The sequence below is a fragment of the Bradyrhizobium sp. BRP56 genome (genome assembly GCF_020194035.1).
Lineage (GTDB): Bacteria > Pseudomonadota > Alphaproteobacteria > Rhizobiales > Xanthobacteraceae > Bradyrhizobium > Bradyrhizobium australafricanum.
In genome coordinates, this window is the sequence record NZ_JADYVV010000070.1 from 30,120 (window position 1) to 52,132 (window position 22,013).

Genomic DNA, 22,013 nt, shown 5'->3' on the forward strand with positions numbered 1-22,013 from the left:
AGAGATGGCGAAGGGATACTGGATTGGACGCGTCGACGTTCACAATGAGGAAGGCTACAAGCCCTACATGGCGGCCAACCCCGCCATCTTCCAGAAATTCGGCGGCAAGTTCATCGTTCGCGGTGGCAAGTTCACCGGCGTGGAGGGCCAGAGCCGCTCCCGCAATGTCGTGATCGAATTCCCCGATTACGCGACCGCGCTCGCTTGCTACCAATCGCCGGAATACCAAGCCAACATCAAGGTGCGGCAGCCGCATTCGATCGCCGACCTCATCATCATCGAGGGGCACGACAGCCCATAGTCCCGCGCATCGGGTAGCCGGTTCGGTTGCCGGAACAGCCTTGGCTCGCTATATCGCGTGGAGAGGTGAGCCATGGCTGACATGCGTTTGATCGTTGCGGGAGCCGGCGGCCGGATGGGCCGCACGCTGACCCGGGTGATTTCCGAAACCCCGGGGGCGGTGCTGGTCGGCGCGCTGGAAGCGCCGGGCTCGGAACTGCTCGGCAAGGACGCCGGCGTGCTCGCCGGCCTCCCCGCCAATGACGTCAAGCTGTCGGCCGATCTGTGGTCGATGTCGGCCGGCGCCGACGGCATCCTGGATTTCACCGTGCCGGCCGCGACCATCGCCAACGTCGCGATCGCGGCCGAGCGCGGCCTCGTTCACGTCATCGGCACCACCGGGATGTCGCCGTCCGACGATGCGGTGATCCGCAGCGTGACCAACCGCGCCATCGTGGTGAAGTCAGGCAATATGAGCCTCGGTGTCAATCTGCTCGCCGCGCTCGTCAAGCGCGTCGCGCAATCGCTCGACCAGAGCTTTGACATCGAAATTCTGGAGATGCACCACAAGTCCAAGATCGATGCGCCGTCGGGCACTGCCTTGATGCTCGGTGAAGCCGCGGCCGCGGGACGCGGAATCGCGCTCGATCAGCATTCGGCGCGCGGCCGCGATGGCCTCACCGGTGCGCGGCGCGCGGGCGATATCGGCTTTGCCTCGTTGCGCGGCGGCACTGCGGCCGGCGATCACAGCGTGATCTTTGCCGGCCCCTCCGAGCGCATCACGCTCTCGCACCATGCAGAGGATCGCGCGCTGTTCGCGCAGGGCGCGCTGAAGGCAGCGTTGTGGGCGCATGGCAAGAAGCCCGGCATGTATTCGATGGCCGACGTCCTCGGATTGAGCGACTGACACCGCTCGACGGAATGAAATCCAGCTAAGCGAAAACGGAATCTGAAATGAGTGATCGTCTCCTTGTGCTCGTTCGTCACGGTCAGAGCGACTGGAATCTGAAGAACCTGTTCACCGGGTGGAAGGACCCTGATCTCACCGAGCAGGGCGTCAACGAAGCGAACGAGGCCGGCCGCAAGCTGAAGGCGCAGGGCCTGTCGTTCGATGTCGCGTTCACCTCCGATCTTACCCGTGCGCAGCACACGCTGAAGCTGATGCTGGAGCAGATCGGCCAGACCGGATTGCCGACCACGAAGAATCTCGCGCTCAATGAACGCGATTACGGCGATCTCTCCGGCCTCAACAAGGACGACGCTCGCAAGAAGTGGGGCGAGGATCAGGTTCTGATCTGGCGCCGTTCCTACGACGTGCCGCCGCCCGGCGGTGAAAGCCTGAAGGATACGCTGGCGCGCACGCTGCCTTATTACGTGCAGGAGATCCTGCCCGGCGTGCTGCGCGGCCAGCGCACGCTGATCGCCGCCCACGGCAATTCGCTGCGCGCGCTGATCATGGTGCTGGAGAAGCTGACGCCGGAGCAGATCCTCAAGCGCGAACTCGCCACCGGCGCGCCGGTGGTCTATCGGCTCAATGCCGATTCCACCGTTGCGTCCAAGGTCGATCTCGCGGGGTAGGCTGAAGCAATCAATTCGCTCGTCCCGTCATCCTGAGGAGCGCGCCCTTGCGCGCGTCTCGAAGGATGCACGGCCACCAGCCGGGCCGTCGACCCTTCGAGACGCGCTTCGCGCTCCTCAGGGTGACGGGTAACGGTTGCTTAGTGCAATCCCACCTGGCCGGCTTCCCAGCCCAGCATCGCCTGCTTGCGGGTGATGCCCCAGTGATAGCCGGTCAGCGCGCCGCTCTTGCCGAGTGCGCGATGGCAGGGCACCACGAACGACACCGGATTGCGGCCGACAGCGGCGCCGACCGCGCGCGAGGCTTTCGGGCTGTTGATCTTGCAGGCGATGTCGGAATAGCTGACCGCGCGGCCCATCGGGACCTTGAGCAGCGTCTCCCACACCCGCACCTCGAAGTCGGTGCCGATCAAGACGACGCGCAGCGGCTGGTCCGCCCGCCACAACCCTGTATCGAACACGCGCTGCGCCAGCGCGGCGGTGCCGTCGGTGTCCTCGACATAGGTCGCGTTCGGCCAGCGCCGCTTCATGTCGGCGAATGCGGTCTGCTCGTCGCCGTGATCGGCGAAGGCAAGCCCCGCAAGCCCGCGATCCGTTGCGATCACGATCGCGGTGCCGAACGGCGAGGGATGGAAGCCGTAGCGCAGCGTCATGCCGCCTGCGCCGGTCTTCCATTCGCCCGGCGACATCGCCTCATGCGTGACGAACAGGTCGTGCAGCCGTCCCGGCCCTGACAGGCCGGAGTCGAGTGCCGCGTCGAGCACGCTGGCGGAATCGCGCAGCAGGTTCTTGGCGTGATCCAGGGTCAGCGCCTGCATGAAGGCCTTCGGCGTCAGCCCGGCCCAGCGGCGGAACAGATGGTGCAATTCATCCGGCGTGACGGCGGCGGCATCGGCCATTGCTTCGATGGTCGGCTGTGTGCGCCAATGCTCCGAGATGAACGCGATGGCGCGCCGAACCGAGTCATAGTCGCGCAGCGCGGCGCTCTGGAGGCCCGGCTTGGCCAGGCGCTGATCGTGTATGGCGAGTGTCATCATGGTCTCTGATTTAGGAGCCATGGCGCCTCCAAACCACCCGATTTCCGACAAGCATGATCCGGAAAAGTGGGGACCGGTTTTCCGACGAGATCATGCTCGAATAAGACCTAGCGGATGGGGTTGTAAGTCGGGCCGCGTTTCGCGGCATTGAGCGCCGCCGTCAAAGCCTTGGAGAAGCTAGCCTTTTCGTCCGGTCCGAGGAAGCTGCCAACGCTGACCCGGCGGCCCCGGGAGACCAGATAAAGCCGCTCGATGCCGAACTCCTCATGCGAGATCTGCTCGAACCGCACCCAGAGCGGATTGAGCACCCATTCCGCCACATGGCCGCGATGGCTGATCCTGCGCACCCTCAGTTCCGACGCCGTGACGGTGATCTCCTCGCTCGCCTTGGCGGTGCGGAAATTGACCTTGAACGCCCAATAGATCACCAGCGCGTCGAGGCCGAAGAAGCCGAAGATCGGCCAGGCGCCGAGCCACCAGAACACCGCGCCGGCAATGAAGCTGACCACGGTGACGAACGACATCAGCACGATAAAGCCGGTGCGATTCAGCGAGCGGTGCGGCGTCAGTAATGCCGAGAACAGTTTGGGCTCGGCCTCAGCGACATCAGCCGCGAGGTCATTGGCCCTGAGGTCTTCGCCCGGATCAAAGTCGTTGCCTGCGGTCATGACGTATCAGTATATCCGGTTCATGGCCAAAATCATCCGCTCTCAACGCGCCAGCACATCAAGCGTTCGTTCCGCACCGAAGAAGAAGCCTGCGAAAGCGGCAAGGCTGCTGCCCAAACGCGGGGCAAAGAAGGCGGCCAAGAAGGCCGCCAAGCGAACCGTAAAGCCGAAGCCATGGACATCGGAGGAGGTCTACGAGGCTTTCGACCGGTTCCGCAAAGCCAATCCCGAGCCCAAGGGCGAGCTCGAGCACCTCAACCCCTACACGCTGCTGGTTGCGGTGGTGCTGTCGGCGCAGGCGACCGACGCCGGCGTCAACAAGGCGACGCGAGCGCTGTTCGCGGTCGCCGACACGCCGGAGAAGATGCTTGAGCTCGGCGAGGACAGGGTGCGCGACTACATCAAGACCATCGGGCTCTATCGCAACAAGGCCAAGAACGTCATCGCGCTGTCGCAGAAGCTGATCGCCGAGTTCGGCGGCGAGGTGCCGCGCACGCGCGCTGAAATCGAATCGTTGCCCGGCGCCGGCCGCAAGACCGCGAATGTCGTGCTCAACATGGCGTTCGGCGAGCACACGATGGCGGTCGACACCCATGTGTTTCGCGTCGGCAACCGCACCGGGCTCGCGCCCGGCAAGACCCCGCTCGAGGTCGAGTTGGGATTGGAGAAGGTGATCCCGACCGAGTTCATGCTGCACGCCCATCACTGGCTGATCCTGCATGGCCGCTACACCTGCCTCGCTCGCGGTCCACGTTGCGACGTATGTCTGATCAACGATCTCTGCCGGTGGCCGGAAAAGACCGTCTGAGGCATGATCGTCGTCATGTGCTAATAGGTTCGTCCGGCGTTTGTACGCGTGCTTGAGGAGTGTGGTGTGGCAGAGCAGGTTGAAGATGGTCCGTCACCCGCCAGCCAGACCGCGACTGCAGCGGCGCCTGCCAAGCCGCAACCTTCGGCAAGCGGCTTCTGGAGCCGTTTCGCGATTCCGCTGTTTGCCGTGCTCGTCGCGCTGGTGTTCGTCGCGGTGGCGACCAGTCGCTGGGATGCCTGGGTTGGCAGCGCCACGATCCAGACCACCAATGATGCCTATGTGCGCGCCGAATTGACCCAGCTCTCCAGCCGCGTGTCCGGCGAGGTGCTCACCGTCGCCGTCTCCGATTTCCAGCGCGTCAAGGCCGGCGATCTCTTGGTGCAGATCGATCCCGCCGATTACCAGGCGCAGGTGGCGCAGGCCGAGGCCGGCGTGGTCGGTGCGCAGGCCGTGCTGGACAACCTCAACAACCAGGTCGAGCTGCAATATGCGACCATCGCGCAGGCCGAAGCTGCGCGGCTGTCCGCGGAGGCGCAGCAGACCCTGGCACGCCAGGAGGAAGAGCGTCAGCAGTCGCTGTCGCAAACCGACGCGGGCACGCGGCAGCGGCTCGAGCAGGCGACCGCATCCTACGCCAAGGCGGAGGCCGACGTGCGCGCCAGCCGCGCCGTCATCGCGGCGCAGCGCCATCAGCTCGAGGTCCTGCAAGGTACCAAGAAGCAGCGTGCCGCCGACCTCGACGCCGCCAAGGCGCTGCTGGCATCGGCCAAGCTCAAGCTTGGCTACACCAAGATCGTCGCGCCGTTCGACGGCGTCACCGGCGAGCGCCAGGTGCAGCCGGGCGACTACGTCAACATCGGCGCCAATCTGATCAATGTCGTGCCGCTGCCGAACGTCTATGTGATCGCCAACTACAAGGAGACCCAGCTGACCAACGTCAAGCCGGGCCAGCCGGTCGAGGTCACCGTGGATACGTTCGCGGGCCAAAAGCTGCGCGGCGTCGTCGAGCGTATCGCACCGGCGAGCGGATCGCAATTCGCGCTGCTGCCGCCCGATAACGCCACCGGCAATTTCACCAAGGTGGTGCAGCGCATTCCGGTGCGGATTCAGTTCGACAAGGGCCAGCCATTGCTCGAGCGCCTGCTGCCGGGCATGTCGGTCGTCACGCGGATCGACATCGGCGAGGCGGTCGCCAATGGCGGAAAGTGATGACCGCGACCGTGGTCCGGTCTCGCGCGGCGACGTTGCGCGCTATCCGCTGTTCGCGGTCGTCGCCGTGCTGCTCGGCGCGTTCCTGGCGAATTTCGACAGCCGACTGACCTCGGTCGGCCTGCCCGATCTGCGCGGCGCGTTCTCGCTCAGCTTCGACGAGGGTGCCTGGCTCTCGACGGCTGCCATCGGCTCGCAGATCTTCGTCGCGCCTGCGGTGGCCTGGCTTGCCACCGTGTTCGGCCTGCGCCGCGTGCTCGGCATTCCGAGCCTGGTCTATGCCGTGGTCTCGCTGACCATTCCGTTCGTGCGCGACTACACGACGCTGATCGCGCTCAGCATCGCCCACGGCATGCTGCTCGGCACCTTCGTGCCGGCGACGCTGATGATCATCCTGCGCAATTTGCCGATCCGATGGTGGCTGCCGGCGATCGCGATGTACTCGATCCGCGTCGGCTTCGCGCTCGACTCGTCAAGCTCGCTGGTCGGTTTCTATGTCGAGCACCTCGGCTGGCAGTGGCTGTATTGGCAGGGCGTGGTGATCGCGCCGCTGATGGGGCTGATGGTGTATCTCGGCACTCCGAAAGAACCCGTCAATCGCGACCTGCTGCACCATGCCGATTGGGGCGGCATGCTGCTGCTCGGCGCCGGGGTGTCGATGGTCTATGCCGGGCTCGATCAGGGCAACCGGTTGGACTGGCTGTCGTCGGGCACAGTGATGGCGCTCTTGATCGGCGGCGGGCTGCTGATCGTCGCCTTCATGATCAACGAAATGATCGCGCGCCGGCCGTGGGCGCATTTCAACGTGCTGTTCTCGCGCAACATCGGGCTCTCGCTGGTCGTCATCCTGCTGTACACACTGACCAGCCTGTCGAATTCGTCGCTGGTGCCGAACTTCCTCGGCACCGTCGGCGCGCTGCGGCCGGAGCAGTCGGGCGTGCTGCTGTTCACCTACGGCGCGCTGCCGATGTTCGTGCTGGTGCCGATCTCGATCCTGCTGCTGCGCCACCTCGATCCGCGCATCGTCGTGGTGCTCGGCTTCTCGGCGTTCGCGGCCGCCAATCTCTGGGGCACGCAGCTGAGCCACGTCTGGGCGCGCGAGGACTTCGTCGGCATCGTCCTGCTCACATCGATCGGGCAGGCGTTCACGCTGCTGCCGATCATCATCATGGCGCTGTCGAATTCCGATCCGTCGCGGGCGACGGCGTTCGCGGCCTATATCCAGATCATGCGCCTCGGCGGCGCCGAGATCGGCGTCGCGCTGATGGGGACCTGGCTGCGGGTCCGCGAGCAGATCCATTCGAACTATCTCGGACAGCACGTCCAGAACGGCGATATCGACGTCGTGAACCTGCTCAAGCGACTGGCAGGTGAATTTTTCGGCCACGGCATCGGGACAGCGACCGGGCGCGCCGTCGGCACGCTGGCGGCGCTGGTGCAGCGCGAGGCCAACACGCTCGCCTATATCGACGGCTTCTGGCTGTGCTTCTGGCTCGCGATCCTGGCGCTGGTCCTGGTCGCCTTCATCACGCGCGCGCCGCAGGGCCCGTTGTCGCCGGCGCCGCTTGGCTTGGTGAAGAGCGTGATGCGCAGGCTGGGCGCCACCGCTTCCTGATTTGCGAAGAGGCGGCGCGGATATCGCCGCTGGGTCAATTTATAGTGAATACGGCGCTCGCGCTATGTCGCAGGCGTGTTGAAATATTTTGCTCATCGCGCGGTTCCAAGAGCGGGGGAATTGGAGCCACGATGATCGAGATGAAGCAGACGGCCGCGCTTGTTTCCCTGGCGACGGCGGTTCCACCGCATCTATTCCATCAGGGACAGGTCCTGCAGGCCGCGCGCAATCTCCTCGCCGACCGCTATGCCGAATTCGAGACGCTCTCCAGCCTGTTCGCCAACACCGGCATCCAGCATCGCTACGGCGTCAAGCCGATCGAATGGTATCTCGAACGGCGCGGCTGGCCGGAGCGAACGCTGGCGTTCCTGGAGGGCGCGGAGACGCTGTACGTCGACGTGGCCCGCAAGGCGATTGCGCGCGCCGACCTGACCTGCAGGGACATCGATATCGTGGTCACGGTGTGCTCGACGGGGATAGCCACGCCGACGCTGGAGGCGCGCGTCGCCGGCAAGCTCGGTCTGCGGACGGATGTGTCGCGCGTGCCGGTGTTCGGCCTGGGCTGCGCGGGCGGCGTGTCCGGCCTGTCGATCGCGGCGCGGCTGGCCGAAGCGCGGCCGGGGGTGAACGTGCTGCTGGTTGCGCTCGAGCTCTGCACGCTCGCGGTCCGGCATGACGAGCTCACCAAGGCAAATATCGTTGCGGCCAGCCTGTTCGGCGATGGCGCGGCCGCGATCGTGCTGCGCGCCGGCGACGGTGGTGCGACACGGATCGAGGCGACGGGCGAAAAGCTGTGGCCGGATACGCTCGACATCATGGGCTGGACGGTCGATCCGGAAGGATTCGGCGTGGTCTTCCAGCGAACCATTCCGGATTTCGTCCGCGACCATGTTGGGCCGGCCGTCGCCGAAATCCTGGCGCGGATGCAGCTGACCGCCGATGATATCGACCGCTTCCTCTGCCATCCCGGCGGCGCCAAGGTCATTGCCGCGCTGGAGCGGGCACTCGCGCTCGATCAGGGCACGCTCGATCACGAACGCGACGTCATCGCGGCTTGCGGCAACATGTCGGGCCCGACGGTTCTCTTTGTTCTCGAACGAGCCTGCGCCAAGGGATTGCCGCCGCGCTCGCTGCTCACGGCGCTCGGGCCGGGCTTCACGCTCAGCTGCGTTGCGCTCAGGCACGCGGCGTGAGCTTCGCGTCGGTCATCCTCGCGCTGGTCACGCTGCAGCGTCTCGGCGAACTCGTGCTGTCACGTCGCAACACCGAGCGGCTTCTCGCACGAGGCGCGGTCGAGGTCGGCGCCAATCACTACCCGCTCATTGTCCTGGTTCACGCCGGCTGGCTGACCGCGCTGTGGATCTGGGGCCGCGACCAGGACGTCAATCTGGCCGCGCTGGCGGGTTTCCTGGTGCTGCAAGGCTTGCGGATATGGATCCTCGTCGCGCTGGGGCCGCGATGGACCACGCGAATCGTCGTGCTGCCGGGCGCGCCGCTGGTCGCATCCGGGCCGTACCGATATTTCCCGCATCCAAACTACGCCGTCGTGGTCGGTGAAATCGCGCTGCTACCCCTCGCGCTGCACCTGCCGCGATTGGCGCTGATCTTTACTCTCCTCAATCTCGCGGTGCTTGCGGTCCGGATTCGGGTCGAGAACCGCGCGCTCTCCGTTTCCGACTGGCCACGCACAAGCACGCCATGAGCAAGGCGGATCACCGAACCGACGGCCCATCGGCCGCAACCTGGGCCGGCTTCCTCCTGATGTGCTTCGGCATGTTCATGGCGATTCTCGACATCCAGGTCGTCGCAACCTCGTTGCCGACGATCCAGCGCGCGCTTGCGATCTCGCCGGCGGCGATGAGCTGGATCCAGACCGCCTATCTGATCGCGGAAGTCATCGCGATCCCGCTGACCGGCCTGCTCACGCATGCGCTGTCATTGCGGTGGCTGTTCGCGCTTGCGGTGAGCCTGTTCACTGTCGCGTCCGTCGGCTGCGCCCTCAGCGGCGGTTTTGCGGCGCTGCTGGCGTTTCGCGTGCTGCAGGGATTTTCCGGCGGCGTCCTGATCCCCGCAGTGTTCTCCGCCGTGTTCACGCTGTTTCCGGCGCGGCTTCATCCGGTGGCCACCACGATCGGCGGCGTCGTCGCGGTGCTCGCGCCGACCGTCGGACCCGTCGTCGGCGGCTGGATCACGCAGACCTGGTCGTGGCCATGGCTGTTCCTGATCAATCTGGTTCCGGGAACGGTGGCAGCCTCGGTCACGCCGTTGCTGCTTCCGAAGGAAGGCGTGCAGCTTCGCGCGTTCTCCAGGCTGGATAAATGGTCGCTTGTCCTGCTCGCAGCGACACTCGCAAGCTTCATGATTGGTCTGAAGGAAGCGCCGCAACGCGGTTGGGCCTCGATGCCTTGCCTCGGCCTGCTCATCGGAAGCATTGCCGGGTTGGCGCTGCTGATCCGGCGCACGCTCCGCGCGACCTACCCGATCGCGCAATTGACGCTCTTCAAGCGGCGTCCGTTCGCGATCGGTTGCGCACTGAGCTTTTGCCTCGGCATTGCCCTGTATGGATCGACCTATCTGATGCCGGTCTTCCTCGGTTTCGTCCGCCGCCATGACGCCTTCGAGATCGGCACGATCATGCTGGTCACGGGGGTTGCGCAGCTCGTCGCCGCGCCGCTTGCGGCGAGCCTGGAAAGCCGCGTCGGCGCGCGGCGGTTGACCGGTGCGGGCTTCGCCTTGTTCGCGCTCGGCCTCGGCTGGAGCGCCATTCAGCCGCGCACGGCGGATTTTGGCGAGATGTTCTGGCCGCAGGTCGTGCGCGGCGTCGCGATCATGTTCTGTCTGCTGCCGCCGACGCGCATTGCGCTGGGCGCGCTGCCGGAGGCGGAAATTGCCGACGCCAGCGGACTGTTCAATCTGATGCGCAACCTGGGCGGCGCGGGCGAAGCCCGATCTATGGCGAGGATTTCCGCGTGCGCCTGCTGGCGGGGGATGTCACCGCGGCGCAGGCGATCGGGCTCGATCCGAAGTTGCTGATCGACCGGCCGCCGGGTCTGCCGGACGATGCCACGGTGGCGTTCATCCGGCCGTTGGTCGAACGGGCCTCGCTCGCACTCACCGCGAACGAGGCATGGGCGATGCTCGCCTGCGTGGCGATCGTCGGACTGCTGCTCGTGCCCTTCGCAAGCGATCGGGTGCCGACATCGCTGCCCGAGCTTCCGGATAACACTTAGACCGAGGACACGTTGGTTCGCCGCGCCGGTTCGATCAGCTCGCGCCGCGGGCCCGACAGCCGCTTGTACATATGCACCATGAAGGCCATGCCGAACAGCGGCGTCGCCAGATTGACGATCGGGATCGAGACGAAGGCCGCGATGAACAGGCCCGCGGTAAAGACTGTCGCCGCGTTCTCCTTACGCATCGCCTTGGCGTCATCAGGCGAGCGGAACCGCATCGCCGCAAGCTCGAAATACTCGCGGCCGAGCAGCCAGGCGGTCGCGAGGAAGAAGATGATGAAGCCCGCGCCCGCGAACAGCACGAACGGCAGCGCGACCAGATAGACCAGGATCGTCAGCAGCGCGGTCTTGACGCCCTCGATCGTCGCGAGCGTGACCGGCAGCGCCACCCCGGGATGATCGGCCGGATAATGCTCGCGCTCGACATGGTCGGCGACGTCGTCGACAAACAGGCTCGCCACCAGCGAGGTGATCGCGGGCATCAGGAAGATGCCGCCGAGCACGACGCCAAGGCCCGCCGAGATCGAGACGATCCAGGACAGCACGTGCAGCGTGGAATGGAAGCTGGGGCCGAGCATGCCTTCGGCCCAGACCTCGCCGGTGTCGGCAAACCAGCTCAGCAGCCGCTGCAATCCGATCGCCAGCACGGTGATCAGCACCAGCGCGAGCCCGATCGAGCGCCACAGGATCGAGCGCATCGGCGGCGACAGGATTTGCGAAAGCGCCTTGACGGCGGCGGCGAACATGACTGGGTTACCTCTGCACAAATGACCCGCGAGAGGTAGACACCCAATATGGCTTCGGCAAGTGCCGTTTGTGCCGCGGTGCGAGCGTTTTCGAGTGAATTGCTCTAGGCGTCGAGCGGCCTGCCGCGGACGTTCGGTCCCCAGACACCGATGGCAATGATCACGATGACCATCGCCGCGGTGATCAGCCCGAACACGCCGCCGACGCCGGCCTCCTTCAGCATGAACGCCACGATGAAGCCGGAGAAGGTCGCGCTGAGCCGGCTCATCGAATAGACGAGGCCCGCGGCGCGCGCCCGGATCGCGGTCGGGAACACCTCGGTCTGGTAGGCGTGATAGGCGTAGGACAGCGTCATGTTGGCCCCCGTCACTAGCACGCCGCTGGCGATCAGCAGCACCGGCTCGGTGAGCTGCGAGAAGGCGAGGCCGAACACCGAGATCGCCGCGGCCGCGCCGCAGATGATCCATTTGCGCTCGAAGCGGTCGGCGAAGGTTGCGGCCAGGAGCGGCGCGAGCGGATAGGCGAAGGCGATGATGAAGGAATATTGCAGGCTCTTGGTGACGTTGATGCCCTTTTGCACCAGCAGCGCCGGAACCCAGTTGGAGAAGCCGTAGACGCCGAACGCCTGGCAGAGATTGAAGATCATGAACAGCACGACGAGCGAGACGTAGGGCGGCCTGAACAGGTCGGCATAGCCGGTCTCGGCCGGCGCACGTGCCGGCACCATCGCCGCCGTGGCAGCGGGGCGCGGCGCAGCCGCAGGCGATGCGGCCTCGAGTGTTCGCATGATCTGCTCGGCCTCGGCGGCGCGGCCATGGCGGGCCAGCCAGAGCGGGCTTTCCGGAACGTAGAGCCGCAGCACCCAGATGATCATGCTGGCGGCGGCGCCGATCAGCACCACCCAGCGCCAGCCGTCGATGCCGTGAGGCGAGAGCGGCACCAGCCACCAAGCAAGTGCGGCGACAACAGGCACTGCCGACAGCATCACCGCCTGGTTGATCGCAAACGCCCGGCCGCGCATCCAGCTCGGCACCAGCTCGGTGATGTAGGCGTCGATGGTGATGACCTCGATGCCGATCCCGATCCCGGCGATGAATCGCCACAGCAGCAGGCCGCCGGGTGTGGTCTGGCACGCCATGATCACGGATGCTGCGCTGTAGAACAGCAGCGACCAGGTGAAGACCGCCTTGCGCCCGAAGCGATCGGCGAGGAAGCCGAGGCAGAACGTGCCGACGAACAGGCCGGCGAAGGTCGCCGCGACGAAGGCGCCGATCCCGGAGAAGCCGAAGAACGCCTGCGTCGTCGTGGTCATCAATCCGCTGCGGGCAAGGCCCGGCGCGATATAGCCAGTGAAGAACAGGTCGTAGATTTCGAAGCAGCCGCCGAGCGAAAGCAAGATCACCAGCCGCCAGACATACAAGGAGGTGGGCAGCGCCTCGAGCCGTCGCGAAATCTCGTCGGGTCCGCTTGTCGTGTTGGCGAGATCGGCGACCGAGCCGAGTTCGACGGCGCTCATGATGGTCCTCCCCGAATGGTGCAACGGCCGCCCTTCTTGCGAAGGCGTGCCGGTCGCGCATGTTTGGCAACCGGAAGCCAGAAATCCAGACGAACATATCGAAGGAATCGTTCGATATTTTCGAACTCTGGGGGAAGGGTTGCTTTGATTCACCTGTCAAACAGCTTGTTCAACTGTCGTCCCTGCGAAAGCAGGGACCCATACTCCGCGGCGGGTATCATGAAAGGGACTCGTCGTCCCATTGGTGCGCAACTTTGCGGTTCGGTGGTTATGGGTCCCTGCTCCCGTGCGCAATTGCGCACTAGGCAGGGACGACACCGAACCTGCTATGCAACCACTGGGTCATACATTCAGATCAGCAGCGTTGCTTCCCAGGCGCCGCGGCCCACCTGGTCTGCGATCAGGGCGCGGATCAGGCGGCACATCTCCTCCATGACGTAAGTCATCGGGCGATTGCGCAAGCGGCAAAGATAGAGCGTGCGGGTCAGTTTTGGTTCGATGACTTCGCGCGCGACCAGCAGTCGTGCCTTCAACGGCTCGCTGACGAAATGCGTCGTCGCGATCGTGCAGCCCAAGCCCGCGGTCAGCGCGCCGATCATGCCGCTGGTCGAGTTGAGATGCATGATCGCATTGGCCTCGAGCCGCTTCAGCAGCACGGGGTCATCCAGCAGCGCGCGCGCCGATAGTCCGTACCGCAGAAGGATCAGCGGCAGCCGCGTCACCTCCTCGAAGGGAATCGGCGTTTTCTTGCCGATCAGCTTCTCGGTGCCGACGCAGAACATCTGTTCCTCCAGCATCGGCTCGGCGATCAGGTCCTTTTCCGACGGCGGGTTGTAGACCAGCGCGAGGTCGACCTCGGAACTCAGCAGATGCAGCAGCGTCGCGCCGGAGAGACTCTCGGTGAGCGACAGCTTCAGGTTCGGATATTTCGTCAGCACGGTGCGCATCAGCGGCACGCCGATCGCCTTCATCCCGGAATTGGCCATGCCGATCGAGATGTCGCCGGCGATCACGCTGGCGCCTTCCTTGATCTCGCGCTCGGCCGCCGCCATCGCGCGCAGGATGATGCGGGCATGTTCATAGAGCCGCTCGCCCGCCGCGGTCGGTTCCATGCCGCGCGGCTTGCGCTCGAACAGCGGCGTCGCGAATTCCGCCTCGAGATTGGCGATGTGGTGGCTGAGCGCGGATTGCGCGACGTTGGCCTGGTCCGCGGCCCGCGACAGGTTGCGCTGCTCGTAAACTGCGATGAAATAGCGAAGCTGGCGCGAATCCATGACGGTTCAGCGTTCTAGAACCACGAATACACTATTCGACAGATTATATTTTTCAGATAGCGTGCGGAAGCCTAACCTGCGCCGATCACAAAGCGTTTTCGAGCGGGGCCTTCCCGCACTTGATGCGGGATGGGGACCGGTTCGCGTGAAGAAACGCGTCAGAACAAGAGCGCAACGAGCACGGAGAAACCGATGACCGGGAACGGACTGCCGCTGGAAGGTGTGAGGGTCGTCGAGATGACCCACATGGTGATGGGGCCGACCTGCGGCATGATCCTGGCGCAACTCGGCGCCGAGGTGATCAAGGTCGAACCGCCCGCCGGCGACAAGACCCGTTCGCTCGGCGGCATGGGGGTGTCGTTCTTCCCGCTGTTCAACCGCGGCAAGCGCAGCGTCGTGCTCGACTTCGCCAAGCCCGAGGACCGCGACACGATGCACCGGCTGCTCGCCAGCGCCGACGTGTTCCTGGAGAATTTCCGCGATGGTCAGCTCGACAAGCAGGGGCTCGGCGCCGAGGAGCTTCGCCAAAAATATCCGCAGCTGATCATCGCCGGCCACAAGGGCTTTCTCTCCGGCCCCTACGATCATCGCCCGGCGCTCGACGAAGTCGTGCAGATGATGTCGGGGCTCGCGGCGATGACCGGCACGCGCGACAAGCCGCAGCGCGTCGGGTCCTCCGCCAACGACATCATGGGCGGCATGTTCGGGGTGATCTCGATCCTCGCCGCGCTCTATCAGAAGCGTGGCGGCAACAAAGGCGGCGCCGACATCCGCATCGGCCTGTTCGAGAACTGCCTGTTCCTGGTCGCCCAGCACATGGTCGAGTACGAGATGACCGGACGCAAGCCGCGCTCGATGCCGGAACGCGAGCATGCCTGGCCGATCTACGACATCTTCGATACCGCCGGCGGCGATCGCATCTTCATCGGCGTCGTCACCGAAGGTCATTGGCAGAGCTTCTGCCGCGAGTTCGGCCTCACGGAATTCGCTGACGATCCGACGCTGCGTTCGACCACGGACCGCATCATGGCGCGTGACCGGATCATTCCGCGCGTTGCCGCGGTGATCAAGGACTGGAACGTGGCGGACCTCTCGGCGAGGCTCGATGCGCTCAATATCTGCTTCTCGCCGATCAACCGGCCGGAGGATCTGCTCGGGGATCCGCATGTGCTGCGTCCCGGCGGGCTGGTCAACAACGTGAACGCCGACGGCAAGCCGTTCCGCGTCCCCGCGCTGCCGCTCGAATGGAACGGCCGCAATATCGGCGAAGGTCTGAAGGTGCCGGTGCTCGGCGCCGATACCGAAGCGGTGCGCGCCGAGCTCGCACAACAGACAATTTCATCAACCGGAAACGCTGCGTGAGGCTGACATGACCCGCGTCCACGATATCTATCCGAGCGACAAGGTGAGCCTGCGCGAAGTCGGCCTGCGCGACGGCCTGCAGCTCGTGAAGACGTTCCCGTCGACCGCGGCGAAACAGCGCTGGGTGCGCGACGAATACGCCGCCGGCGTCCGGCATTTCGAGGTCGGCTCGTTCCTGCCGGCCAAGACCTTCCCGCAATTCGTCGATGTCCGCGACGTGGTCGCCACCATCGCCGCGCTGCCCGGGGCGCATGGCATTGCGCTGGCGCTGAACGAGCGCGGCGTCAACGAGGCGCTGGCCTCCGGCGTCGGTGAGATCGCCTCGGTGGTGTCGGCGACCGAGGAGCACAGCCAGGCCAATGCCAACCGCTCGCGCGAATCGGCGATCGGGAACATCAAGCGGCTCTGCGAGCTGCGCGATGCCAGCGCGCACAAGCCGCTGGTCAATGCCGCGATCTCGATGGCACTGGGCTGCTCGATTGTCGGTCCGGTCGATCCAAACGAAGTGCTGCGCCTCACCGAGAAGCTCTACGAGGTCGGCGTCGACATGGTCGCGATTGCGGACACGGTGGGTTATGCCGGGCCGAAGCAGGTCGGCGAACTGACGCGGGGCGCGGTGAAGATCGCGGGATCGAAGCCGGTGTGCGTGCATCTGCATGACACCCGCGGCATGGGCATCGCGAATGCTTCCGCCGCGCTCGACGAGGGCGCCCGCGTGCTCGACGGCTCGCTCGGCGGCCTCGGCGGCTGCCCGTTCGCGCCGGGAGCCACCGGCAATGTCGTGTTCGAGGACCTCGTCTTTCTCTGCGAGAGCAAGGGATTTCCGACCGGCATCGATCTCGATCGCCTGGTCGAGGTGCGCGCGATCCTGAAATCGGAGATGCCGAACGAGGCGCTCTATGGTGGCCTCGCCCGCGCCGGCCTGCCGCGTGGCACCAAGGCGAGGGCGGCATAGCGTATTCGTTGCGTAGCCCGGATGGAGCGAAGCGAAATCCGGGGCCTTGCGCCCGCGGACGGAGCTTCCCGGATTTCGCTGCGCTCCATCCGGGCTACGAGACGACACGCTCTCAATCGTGCCCGTGCCCCCGCTTGCGCGGCTTCTTCTCCGGAGCGGTCGGGATCATCACGACGCGACCGTAACGCACACCGCGCTCGGCGATGATGTGATCGGCGAGATGCCGGACCTCGCTGCTGGCGCCCTTCAGCGCCGTCACCTCCATGCAGCTGTCGTCGTCGAGATGCACATGCAGCGTCGCCAGCGACAGGTCGTGATGGCCGTGGAAATTCTGCACCAGCCGCTTTGACAGGTCGCGCGCGGCGTGATCGTAGACATAGACCAGCGCCGCGACGCATTGCCCTGACGGCGTGTTCTCCGCGCTCTGCTGCAAGCCGGCGCGTGCGAGATCGCGGATGATCTCGGAGCGGTTTTGATAGCCGCGCGCCTCGGCGGCGGCGTCGATCTCCGCGAGCAGATCATCCTCGATGGTGATGGTGATACGTTGCATGGATTATCCGTGGTGGCTCGATTGCCTGGCGGTATGACATTTTTCTTGTAACGTCATACTGTGCTTGCTAGCGTCGCTTTGCCGGGGTTGGTTGGACTGGTGCGGTCGTCGCGTGACTGTAACAGGTATCATGCGGGGGCATGGGCGTTGCGTCGTACTGCATGGCGGATATTTCCCGCCGCCGCCTCCATTGCAGCTTTCGCGCCGGCCGCCGAAGCGCAGACGGTCGCCACCGTGCCCGGCCAGTTGCCGCCGGTGACTGTGACGTCGCCGGACCAGGCGCCACCCAGGCACGCCAGACCGTCCCAGCGTCCGCGCCAAGTCGCCGGCGGCGGCCGCAAGCCCGTAGCGCTCCAACCGAGCCAGCCCACCGCTGCGAGCGACGGAATCACCGGCGGCTCGGCGACCGTGTCCGCGTCCGATCTGCAACCGACCGCCGCCAGCGCGCGGCAGATCAGCGGCGACGAGGTGAATGCGCGGCCGGTCTCGCGCGTCGGCGAAGTTCTGGAGGCGGTGCCAGGCCTGATCATCACCCAGCATTCCGGCGAGGGCAAAGCCAATCAATATTTTCTGCGCGGCTTCAATCTCGATCACGGCACTGACCTCGCCATCACCGTCGACGGCATGCCGGTCAACATGCCGACCCATGGTCATGGCCAGGGCTATGCTGACATCAATTTCCTGATCCCGGAGCTGATCCGGTCGATGGACGTCCGCAAGGGTCCATACTACGCGGACAAGGGCGACTTCGCTTCCGCCGGCGCGGTCGACATCAATTATCTGAACGCGCTGCCGAAGAACATCGCCGAGCTGACGGTTGGCAGCTTCGGCTATCAGCGCGCGATGGCAGCCAGCTCGGCCAAGGCCGGCGACGGCACGCTGCTCGCAGCCTTCGAGGCCAACAAATACAATGGCCCATGGGACGTGCCCGACGACATTCGCAAGCTGAACGGCGTACTGCGCTACAGCCAGGGCACCGCGACCGACGGCTTCTCGCTGACCGCGATGGCCTATTCCAATGGCTGGAATTCGACCGACCAGGTCGCGCAACGTGCGATCGACCAGGGCCTGATCGGCCGTTATGGCACGCTCGATCCGACCGATGGCGGCACCGCCAGCCGCTTCAGCCTGTCCGGCAATTGGGCGCAGTCCAGCGACTACGGGCAGAGCAAGCTCAACGCCTTTGTGATCCGCTCCTCGCTGCAGCTTGACAACAACTTCACCTATTTCCTCGACGACCCCGTCAACGGCGACCAGTTCAGCCAGACCGACAGGCGCACCGTCTATGGCCTCGACGCCAGCCATGCCTTCGACCTTCGTTTCGCCGGCGTCGATACGCAGACCCGGGTCGGCGTGCAGACCCGCTACGACGACATCAATGTCGGCCTGTTCAAGACCGTGCAGCGCGAGATCCTGTCCACCGTGCGCAACGACCAGGTGCAGGAGGGCAGCGTCGCGCTGTGGGCCGATACCACCGCGCGTTGGACCGACTGGCTGCGCACCACGGTCGGCATCCGCGAGGATTATTTCGCCGGCCATGTGCTGAGCGACACGCCGCAGAATTCCGGCAACGCGCAGGCGGCGATGACGAGCCCGAAGGCCGGCATCGTGCTCGGCCCCTGGTCCAGGACCGAGTTCTACGGCAATGCCGGCTTCGGCCTGCATTCCAACGACATCCGCGGCGCGACCATCACCGTCGATCCCAATGACAAGGTCACGCCGCTCGATCGCGTGCCGCTGCTGGTGCGCTCGAAGGGCGCCGAGCTCGGCGTCCGCACCAAGGCGATCGACGGCCTCACTTCGTCGCTATCGGTGTTTGTGCTCGACTTCGATTCCGAGCTGCTGTTCGTCGGCGATGCCGGCACCACCGAGCCGAGCCGGCCGAGCCGGAGAGTCGGCGTCGAGTGGACCAACCAGTACAAGCTCCTGCCGTGGGTGAGCCTCGATTTCGACCTCGCCTATACCCGCGCCCGCTTCACGGATGACGATCCGGTCGGCAATTTCATTCCGGGTGCGCCGGCGTGGATCGCCAGTGGCGGCGTCACCTTCGGCCGCGAGACCGGCTGGTTCGGCGGCCTGCGCGCCCGCTATTTCGGCCCGCGCCCGCTGATCGAGGATGACAGCGTGCGCTCGTTGTCGTCGTTCATCGTCAACGCCCGCGCCGGCTACAAATTCGACAACGGGATGCGGCTGCAGCTCGACGTCCTCAATCTCTTCAACGCGCAAACCAACCAGATCGAATACTACTATCTGTCGCGGCTGCCGGGCGAACCGATCGACGGCGTCGCCGAGCGCCATGTGCATCCTGCCGAGCCGCTTGCCGTCCGGCTGACGCTTGCGGCAACATTCTGATCGTCACACCGGCGCGCGATTTTCTGCGGTCATTTCCGCAGCCGGAAGCGCCGTCTCTTCGTCAGTCGCTTCAGGAACAAGCGGCGGCGACTTACGTTCTGGAAACACACCGAATTCGCCCGCCACCTCCTGGAGCGGCTTCTGCTTGTCGGCCCAGTGCAGGGCCGTGTAGTCGAAACCGTGCACGATGGTGGGTTTGACGACTTCGAAATAGGGCGAGATGTCGAAGTCGCGCGGCATGTAGAGCGAGGAATCGCGGATATGCAGGATCTCGCGGCGCGCCTTGCGGCTGGCGGCGCGCGTGATCTTGGGCAGGATCGGATAGCGCACGGCGTCGAACGCCTGCGCGATCAGCGCCGAGCAGATGATCTTGGTCGGATCGCCGGAGCCGAACGCGATCATGCGGCGGCGCCAGCGCTGCGGGATCGGCAGCGGAAACAGATAGCGCGCGAGATCGACGATGTTCTTGGTGTCGTAGCCGAAGCCGATGCGGTTGATGGCGTAGCGGCACACCGTGGTGCGGTCCTCGAACGACAGGCCGACCGGACGGCAGAGGCGGGTGTGGTAAGCGAGATATTTCGACAGCGGCGCGGAGGTCACGCCTTCGCCGATATTGGCCTCGATCAGCACATGCTGTTCGCCGTCAGGCTCGAACGCGCCGTCGATCGGTCCGACAAACAGCGCGGCGTGCGACCAGGTCGACTGCGTGAGGTATTTGATGATGCCGGAAATCCGGTTGTTGCCTTCGACCAGCAGCACGTCGCCGGGCTGCATGATGCTCCGCAGATGGTCCGGGTCGCTCGGCGTGAACGGCTCGTAGCCGGGGACTTCCTTCTGCAGGTACCCCGCGATCCATTTACCGACGGTATCGAGCATTACGCCCATGGATTCCCCCCAGCGGTTCTATGACCGCTTGTGTTTCACTTAATCATGGTCGCAAGCTGTTGCAATTTAGTTCATGCCATCGGCGGATCAATCATGATTGATTTACCATGATGGTTGCTGCAGTCGGTGAGATGCGGCACAGTTCGCGAAGCGTTCCCGTTCTCCGCAAGTCCCCGGAAACCATGCCAGAAGCTATGTCATGACAGTGACCCGCCGCGATTTCCTGTCGGCGTCCGCAGCTTTCGCGCTGGTGCCTGCGCTGGGCGGCCGGGTTCTTGCCGCGCAGCCGCCGCCGCGCGAGGCCGACATCGTCGTGATCGGCGCGGGTGCCGCAGGCATTGCCGCGGCGCGACGGATCGTTGCCGCCAACCGCAAGGTGATCGTGGTGGAGGCGGCTGGCCAGGTCGGCGGTCGCTGCCAGACCGACGCGTCGACATTCGGTGTGCCGTTCGACCGCGGCGCGCGCTGGATGCACAATCCCGAGACCAATCCGATGATCCGGCTGGCCCGCTCCGCGGGCCTCGACATCGTCACGGCGCCTGCGGGGCAGAAGATTCGCATCGGCCGGCGCTACGCCCGTCCCGGCGAGACCGAGGAGTTCTTGGCGGCGCTGGTGCGCGCCAATCGCGCGATCGACGACGCTGCGCGCAAGGCCGATATCGCCTGCGCCGCTGCCATGCCGAAGGACCTCGGCGATTGGGCCGGCACTGCGGAATTCCTGCTCGGGCCCAATTTCTGCGGCAAGGATCTGAAGGATCTTTCCGCCGTCGACAAGGTGCGCGCGCAGGATCGCAACACCGCGATCGCCTGCCGGCAGGGGCTCGGGGCGCTGATCGCAAAGCTCGGTGAGGGACTGCCGCTGGCGCTGTCGACGCCGGCGCAGCGTATCCTGTGGAGCAATCGCGACGTCATGGTCGAGACGCCCTCCGGCAAGATCACCGCGCGTGCCGCCATCGTCACGGTGTCGAGCAACGTGCTTGCGAGCGGCAACATCAAATTCGCGCCGGAGTTTCCGAAGCGGCCGCTCGATGCCGCCGCCAAGCTCAGCCTCGGCAGCTACGATCGCATCGCGCTGCATATCCCGGGCAATCCGCTCGGGCTGTCGCGCGATGACGTCATCATCGAGCAGAGCAATTCGACCAAGACGGCGCTGCTCTACGGCAATATCGCAGGCTCCTCGCTGTGCACGATCGACGTCGCAGGCTCGTTCGGCCGCGACCTGTCGGCGCAGGGCGAGCAGGCGATGTCGGCTTTCGCGGTGGAATGGCTGACCAAGCTCTATGGCAGCGAGGTCGGCGCCGCCGTCAAGAAGACCAATGCGACGCGCTGGAATGCACAGCCCTTCATCATGGGCGCGATGTCGGCCGCTGCGCCCGGCGCACAATTCTCGCGCCGCATCCTGGCCGAGCCGATCGGCGCCATGTATCTCGCGGGCGAGGCCACCCATGAAACGCTGTGGGGCACGATCGACGGCGCCTGGGATAGCGGCGAGCGCGCCGCCGACGCCGCGCTGCGCAGGATCGGCGGGGTGAAGGAAGCGACACCGGCGCCCGCAGCGCCCGCCGCAAAACACAAGCGCCGCACGTCGCCTCGCTCCGGGGCGATGAATTGATGGCTGGGTGAGGTGACGGTTGAGCGCGGCCGGCCTTACCGTCGTGTGTGCGATGATTTGATTTGGTGGCGAGTGCTGCCGCACAACAGATGTCGTCCCTGCGAAAGCAGGGACCCATACGTCGCAGCAGACGTTGTGATCGGGACTCGTCGTTCACCATCGTGCAGCAATAACCATTCGTGGTTATGGGTCCCTGCGTTCGTGTTTGGTCCCTGCTGATTGGTTTGATGGAATCGGTGTAGAACGAGGCGTGGCCTTTGTCAGGGAGCACCTCGGGTCATGGAACTGAGCCTGCACGCGAACGCCACGACGACGCCGAAGACGCGCGCC

The 22,013-nt window shown here is 65.3% G+C and carries 19 protein-coding genes and 1 pseudogene; 13 read left to right on the plus strand and 7 right to left on the minus strand.

The features are described 5' to 3' along the window. Positions 1 to 4 precede the first annotated feature (4 nt). From I6F38_RS34985 to I6F38_RS34995, 3 genes are all read left to right on the plus strand, one after another. Positions 5 to 301, plus strand: a complete 297-nt coding sequence (locus I6F38_RS34985) for a DUF1330 domain-containing protein (RefSeq protein ID WP_057020363.1) — start codon at positions 5 to 7, stop codon at positions 299 to 301. Positions 302 to 373: 72 nt separating this feature from the next. After that, positions 374 to 1,186: a 4-hydroxy-tetrahydrodipicolinate reductase gene (gene dapB / locus I6F38_RS34990; protein ID WP_016841511.1), complete on the plus strand. Its 813-nt coding sequence runs from the start codon at positions 374 to 376 to the stop codon at positions 1,184 to 1,186. A 47-nt stretch (positions 1,187 to 1,233) separates the two neighbouring features. Further along, on the plus strand, positions 1,234 to 1,857 hold the full coding sequence (locus tag I6F38_RS34995) for a 2,3-bisphosphoglycerate-dependent phosphoglycerate mutase (RefSeq protein ID WP_028341753.1): 624 nt from the start codon (positions 1,234 to 1,236) through the stop codon (positions 1,855 to 1,857). Between the two features lie 140 nt (positions 1,858 to 1,997). On the opposite strand, the gene I6F38_RS35000 is transcribed toward I6F38_RS34995, so the two are convergent. Together I6F38_RS35000 and I6F38_RS35005 are read right to left on the minus strand one after the other, a co-directional pair. Further along, positions 1,998 to 2,894 (minus strand): bifunctional helix-turn-helix domain-containing protein/methylated-DNA--[protein]-cysteine S-methyltransferase, encoded by an 897-nt coding sequence (locus I6F38_RS35000; protein WP_225163641.1) that lies wholly within the window; start codon positions 2,892 to 2,894, stop codon positions 1,998 to 2,000. Between the two features lie 107 nt (positions 2,895 to 3,001). Next, complete coding sequence (locus tag I6F38_RS35005) at positions 3,002 to 3,562, minus strand: DUF2244 domain-containing protein (RefSeq protein WP_225163628.1); 561 nt, start codon at positions 3,560 to 3,562, stop codon at positions 3,002 to 3,004. Positions 3,563 to 3,584: 22 nt separating this feature from the next. On the opposite strand from I6F38_RS35005, the gene nth reads away from it, so the two are divergent. The 6 genes and pseudogenes from nth (at position 3,585) to I6F38_RS35035 (ending at position 10,427) form a co-directional block, all read left to right on the plus strand. Continuing rightward, a complete protein-coding gene (gene nth, locus I6F38_RS35010; protein ID WP_050383613.1) occupies positions 3,585 to 4,370 on the plus strand; it encodes an endonuclease III in 786 nt (261 codons plus the stop codon). 66 nt (positions 4,371 to 4,436) lie between these two features. Then, positions 4,437 to 5,582: an HlyD family secretion protein gene (locus I6F38_RS35015; protein WP_225163629.1), complete on the plus strand. Its 1,146-nt coding sequence runs from the start codon at positions 4,437 to 4,439 to the stop codon at positions 5,580 to 5,582. After that, positions 5,569 to 7,197: an MFS transporter gene (locus I6F38_RS35020; protein WP_225163630.1), complete on the plus strand. Its 1,629-nt coding sequence runs from the start codon at positions 5,569 to 5,571 to the stop codon at positions 7,195 to 7,197. Before I6F38_RS35015 ends, I6F38_RS35020 begins: the two co-directional genes overlap by 14 nt. A gap of 140 nt (positions 7,198 to 7,337) precedes the next feature. After that, on the plus strand, positions 7,338 to 8,390 hold the full coding sequence (locus tag I6F38_RS35025; RefSeq protein WP_225163642.1) for a type III polyketide synthase: 1,053 nt from the start codon (positions 7,338 to 7,340) through the stop codon (positions 8,388 to 8,390). Beyond that, positions 8,387 to 8,899, plus strand: coding sequence for an isoprenylcysteine carboxylmethyltransferase family protein (locus I6F38_RS35030; protein WP_225163631.1), 513 nt, complete (start codon positions 8,387 to 8,389; stop codon positions 8,897 to 8,899). Before I6F38_RS35025 ends, I6F38_RS35030 begins: the two co-directional genes overlap by 4 nt. 59 nt (positions 8,900 to 8,958) lie before the next feature. Continuing rightward, positions 8,959 to 10,427 (plus strand): annotated as a pseudogene (locus tag I6F38_RS35035) (DHA2 family efflux MFS transporter permease subunit). Here I6F38_RS35035 and I6F38_RS35040 read toward each other — a convergent pair. The 3 genes from I6F38_RS35040 to I6F38_RS35050 form a co-directional block, all read right to left on the minus strand. Next, positions 10,424 to 11,176 (minus strand): sulfate transporter family protein, encoded by a 753-nt coding sequence (locus tag I6F38_RS35040; RefSeq protein WP_225163632.1) that lies wholly within the window; start codon positions 11,174 to 11,176, stop codon positions 10,424 to 10,426. The pseudogene I6F38_RS35035 and the gene I6F38_RS35040 overlap by 4 nt on opposite strands. 104 nt (positions 11,177 to 11,280) lie before the next feature. Continuing rightward, complete coding sequence (locus tag I6F38_RS35045) at positions 11,281 to 12,693, minus strand: MFS transporter (protein ID WP_225163633.1); 1,413 nt, start codon at positions 12,691 to 12,693, stop codon at positions 11,281 to 11,283. A 350-nt stretch (positions 12,694 to 13,043) separates the two neighbouring features. Beyond that, entirely contained in the window at positions 13,044 to 13,967 is a 924-nt protein-coding gene (locus I6F38_RS35050; protein ID WP_225163634.1) for a LysR family transcriptional regulator, read from the minus strand. A gap of 192 nt (positions 13,968 to 14,159) precedes the next feature. Between I6F38_RS35050 and I6F38_RS35055 the strand changes: the two genes are divergently transcribed. Beyond that, complete coding sequence (locus I6F38_RS35055; protein ID WP_225163635.1) at positions 14,160 to 15,329, plus strand: CoA transferase; 1,170 nt, start codon at positions 14,160 to 14,162, stop codon at positions 15,327 to 15,329. 7 nt (positions 15,330 to 15,336) lie between these two features. Continuing rightward, positions 15,337 to 16,284 (plus strand): hydroxymethylglutaryl-CoA lyase, encoded by a 948-nt coding sequence (locus I6F38_RS35060; RefSeq protein WP_225163636.1) that lies wholly within the window; start codon positions 15,337 to 15,339, stop codon positions 16,282 to 16,284. 112 nt (positions 16,285 to 16,396) lie between these two features. Here I6F38_RS35060 and nikR read toward each other — a convergent pair whose 3' ends face one another. Next, entirely contained in the window at positions 16,397 to 16,834 is a 438-nt protein-coding gene (gene nikR / locus I6F38_RS35065; RefSeq protein ID WP_225163637.1) for a nickel-responsive transcriptional regulator NikR, read from the minus strand. A 261-nt stretch (positions 16,835 to 17,095) separates the two neighbouring features. On the opposite strand from nikR, the gene I6F38_RS35070 reads away from it, so the two are divergent. Then, positions 17,096 to 19,186, plus strand: a complete 2,091-nt coding sequence (locus tag I6F38_RS35070; RefSeq protein ID WP_225163643.1) for a TonB-dependent receptor — start codon at positions 17,096 to 17,098, stop codon at positions 19,184 to 19,186. Between the two features lie 3 nt (positions 19,187 to 19,189). On the opposite strand, the gene I6F38_RS35075 is transcribed toward I6F38_RS35070, so the two are convergent. Next, positions 19,190 to 20,071, minus strand: a complete 882-nt coding sequence (locus I6F38_RS35075; protein ID WP_225163638.1) for a YiiX/YebB-like N1pC/P60 family cysteine hydrolase — start codon at positions 20,069 to 20,071, stop codon at positions 19,190 to 19,192. A 199-nt stretch (positions 20,072 to 20,270) separates the two neighbouring features. Here I6F38_RS35075 and I6F38_RS35080 point away from each other — a divergent pair, with 199 nt between their 5' ends. Continuing rightward, on the plus strand, positions 20,271 to 21,683 hold the full coding sequence (locus I6F38_RS35080) for an NAD(P)/FAD-dependent oxidoreductase (protein ID WP_225163639.1): 1,413 nt from the start codon (positions 20,271 to 20,273) through the stop codon (positions 21,681 to 21,683). Positions 21,684 to 22,013 lie beyond the last annotated feature (330 nt).

Excerpts from the sequence above, each read along its gene's own strand:
- I6F38_RS35075 (WP_225163638.1), bottom strand. The coding sequence starts at position 20,071 with ATGGGCGTAATGCTCGATACCGTCGGTAAATGGATCGCGGGGTACCTG.
- I6F38_RS35080 (WP_225163639.1), top strand. The coding sequence starts at position 20,271 with ATGACAGTGACCCGCCGCGATTTCCTGTCGGCGTCCGCAGCTTTCGCG.
- I6F38_RS35005 (WP_225163628.1), bottom strand. The coding sequence starts at position 3,562 with ATGACCGCAGGCAACGACTTTGATCCGGGCGAAGACCTCAGGGCCAAT.
- I6F38_RS35045 (WP_225163633.1), bottom strand. The coding sequence starts at position 12,693 with ATGAGCGCCGTCGAACTCGGCTCGGTCGCCGATCTCGCCAACACGACA.
- I6F38_RS35020 (WP_225163630.1), top strand. The coding sequence starts at position 5,569 with ATGGCGGAAAGTGATGACCGCGACCGTGGTCCGGTCTCGCGCGGCGAC.
- nikR (WP_225163637.1), bottom strand. The coding sequence starts at position 16,834 with ATGCAACGTATCACCATCACCATCGAGGATGATCTGCTCGCGGAGATC.
- nth (WP_050383613.1), top strand. The coding sequence starts at position 3,585 with ATGGCCAAAATCATCCGCTCTCAACGCGCCAGCACATCAAGCGTTCGT.
- dapB (WP_016841511.1), top strand. The coding sequence starts at position 374 with ATGGCTGACATGCGTTTGATCGTTGCGGGAGCCGGCGGCCGGATGGGC.
- I6F38_RS35060 (WP_225163636.1), top strand. The coding sequence starts at position 15,337 with ATGACCCGCGTCCACGATATCTATCCGAGCGACAAGGTGAGCCTGCGC.
- I6F38_RS35000 (WP_225163641.1), bottom strand. The coding sequence starts at position 2,894 with ATGATGACACTCGCCATACACGATCAGCGCCTGGCCAAGCCGGGCCTC.
- I6F38_RS35050 (WP_225163634.1), bottom strand. The coding sequence starts at position 13,967 with ATGGATTCGCGCCAGCTTCGCTATTTCATCGCAGTTTACGAGCAGCGC.
- I6F38_RS35040 (WP_225163632.1), bottom strand. The coding sequence starts at position 11,176 with ATGTTCGCCGCCGCCGTCAAGGCGCTTTCGCAAATCCTGTCGCCGCCG.
- I6F38_RS34995 (WP_028341753.1), top strand. The coding sequence starts at position 1,234 with ATGAGTGATCGTCTCCTTGTGCTCGTTCGTCACGGTCAGAGCGACTGG.
- I6F38_RS34985 (WP_057020363.1), top strand. The coding sequence starts at position 5 with ATGGCGAAGGGATACTGGATTGGACGCGTCGACGTTCACAATGAGGAA.
- I6F38_RS35055 (WP_225163635.1), top strand. The coding sequence starts at position 14,160 with ATGACCGGGAACGGACTGCCGCTGGAAGGTGTGAGGGTCGTCGAGATG.
- I6F38_RS35025 (WP_225163642.1), top strand. The coding sequence starts at position 7,338 with ATGAAGCAGACGGCCGCGCTTGTTTCCCTGGCGACGGCGGTTCCACCG.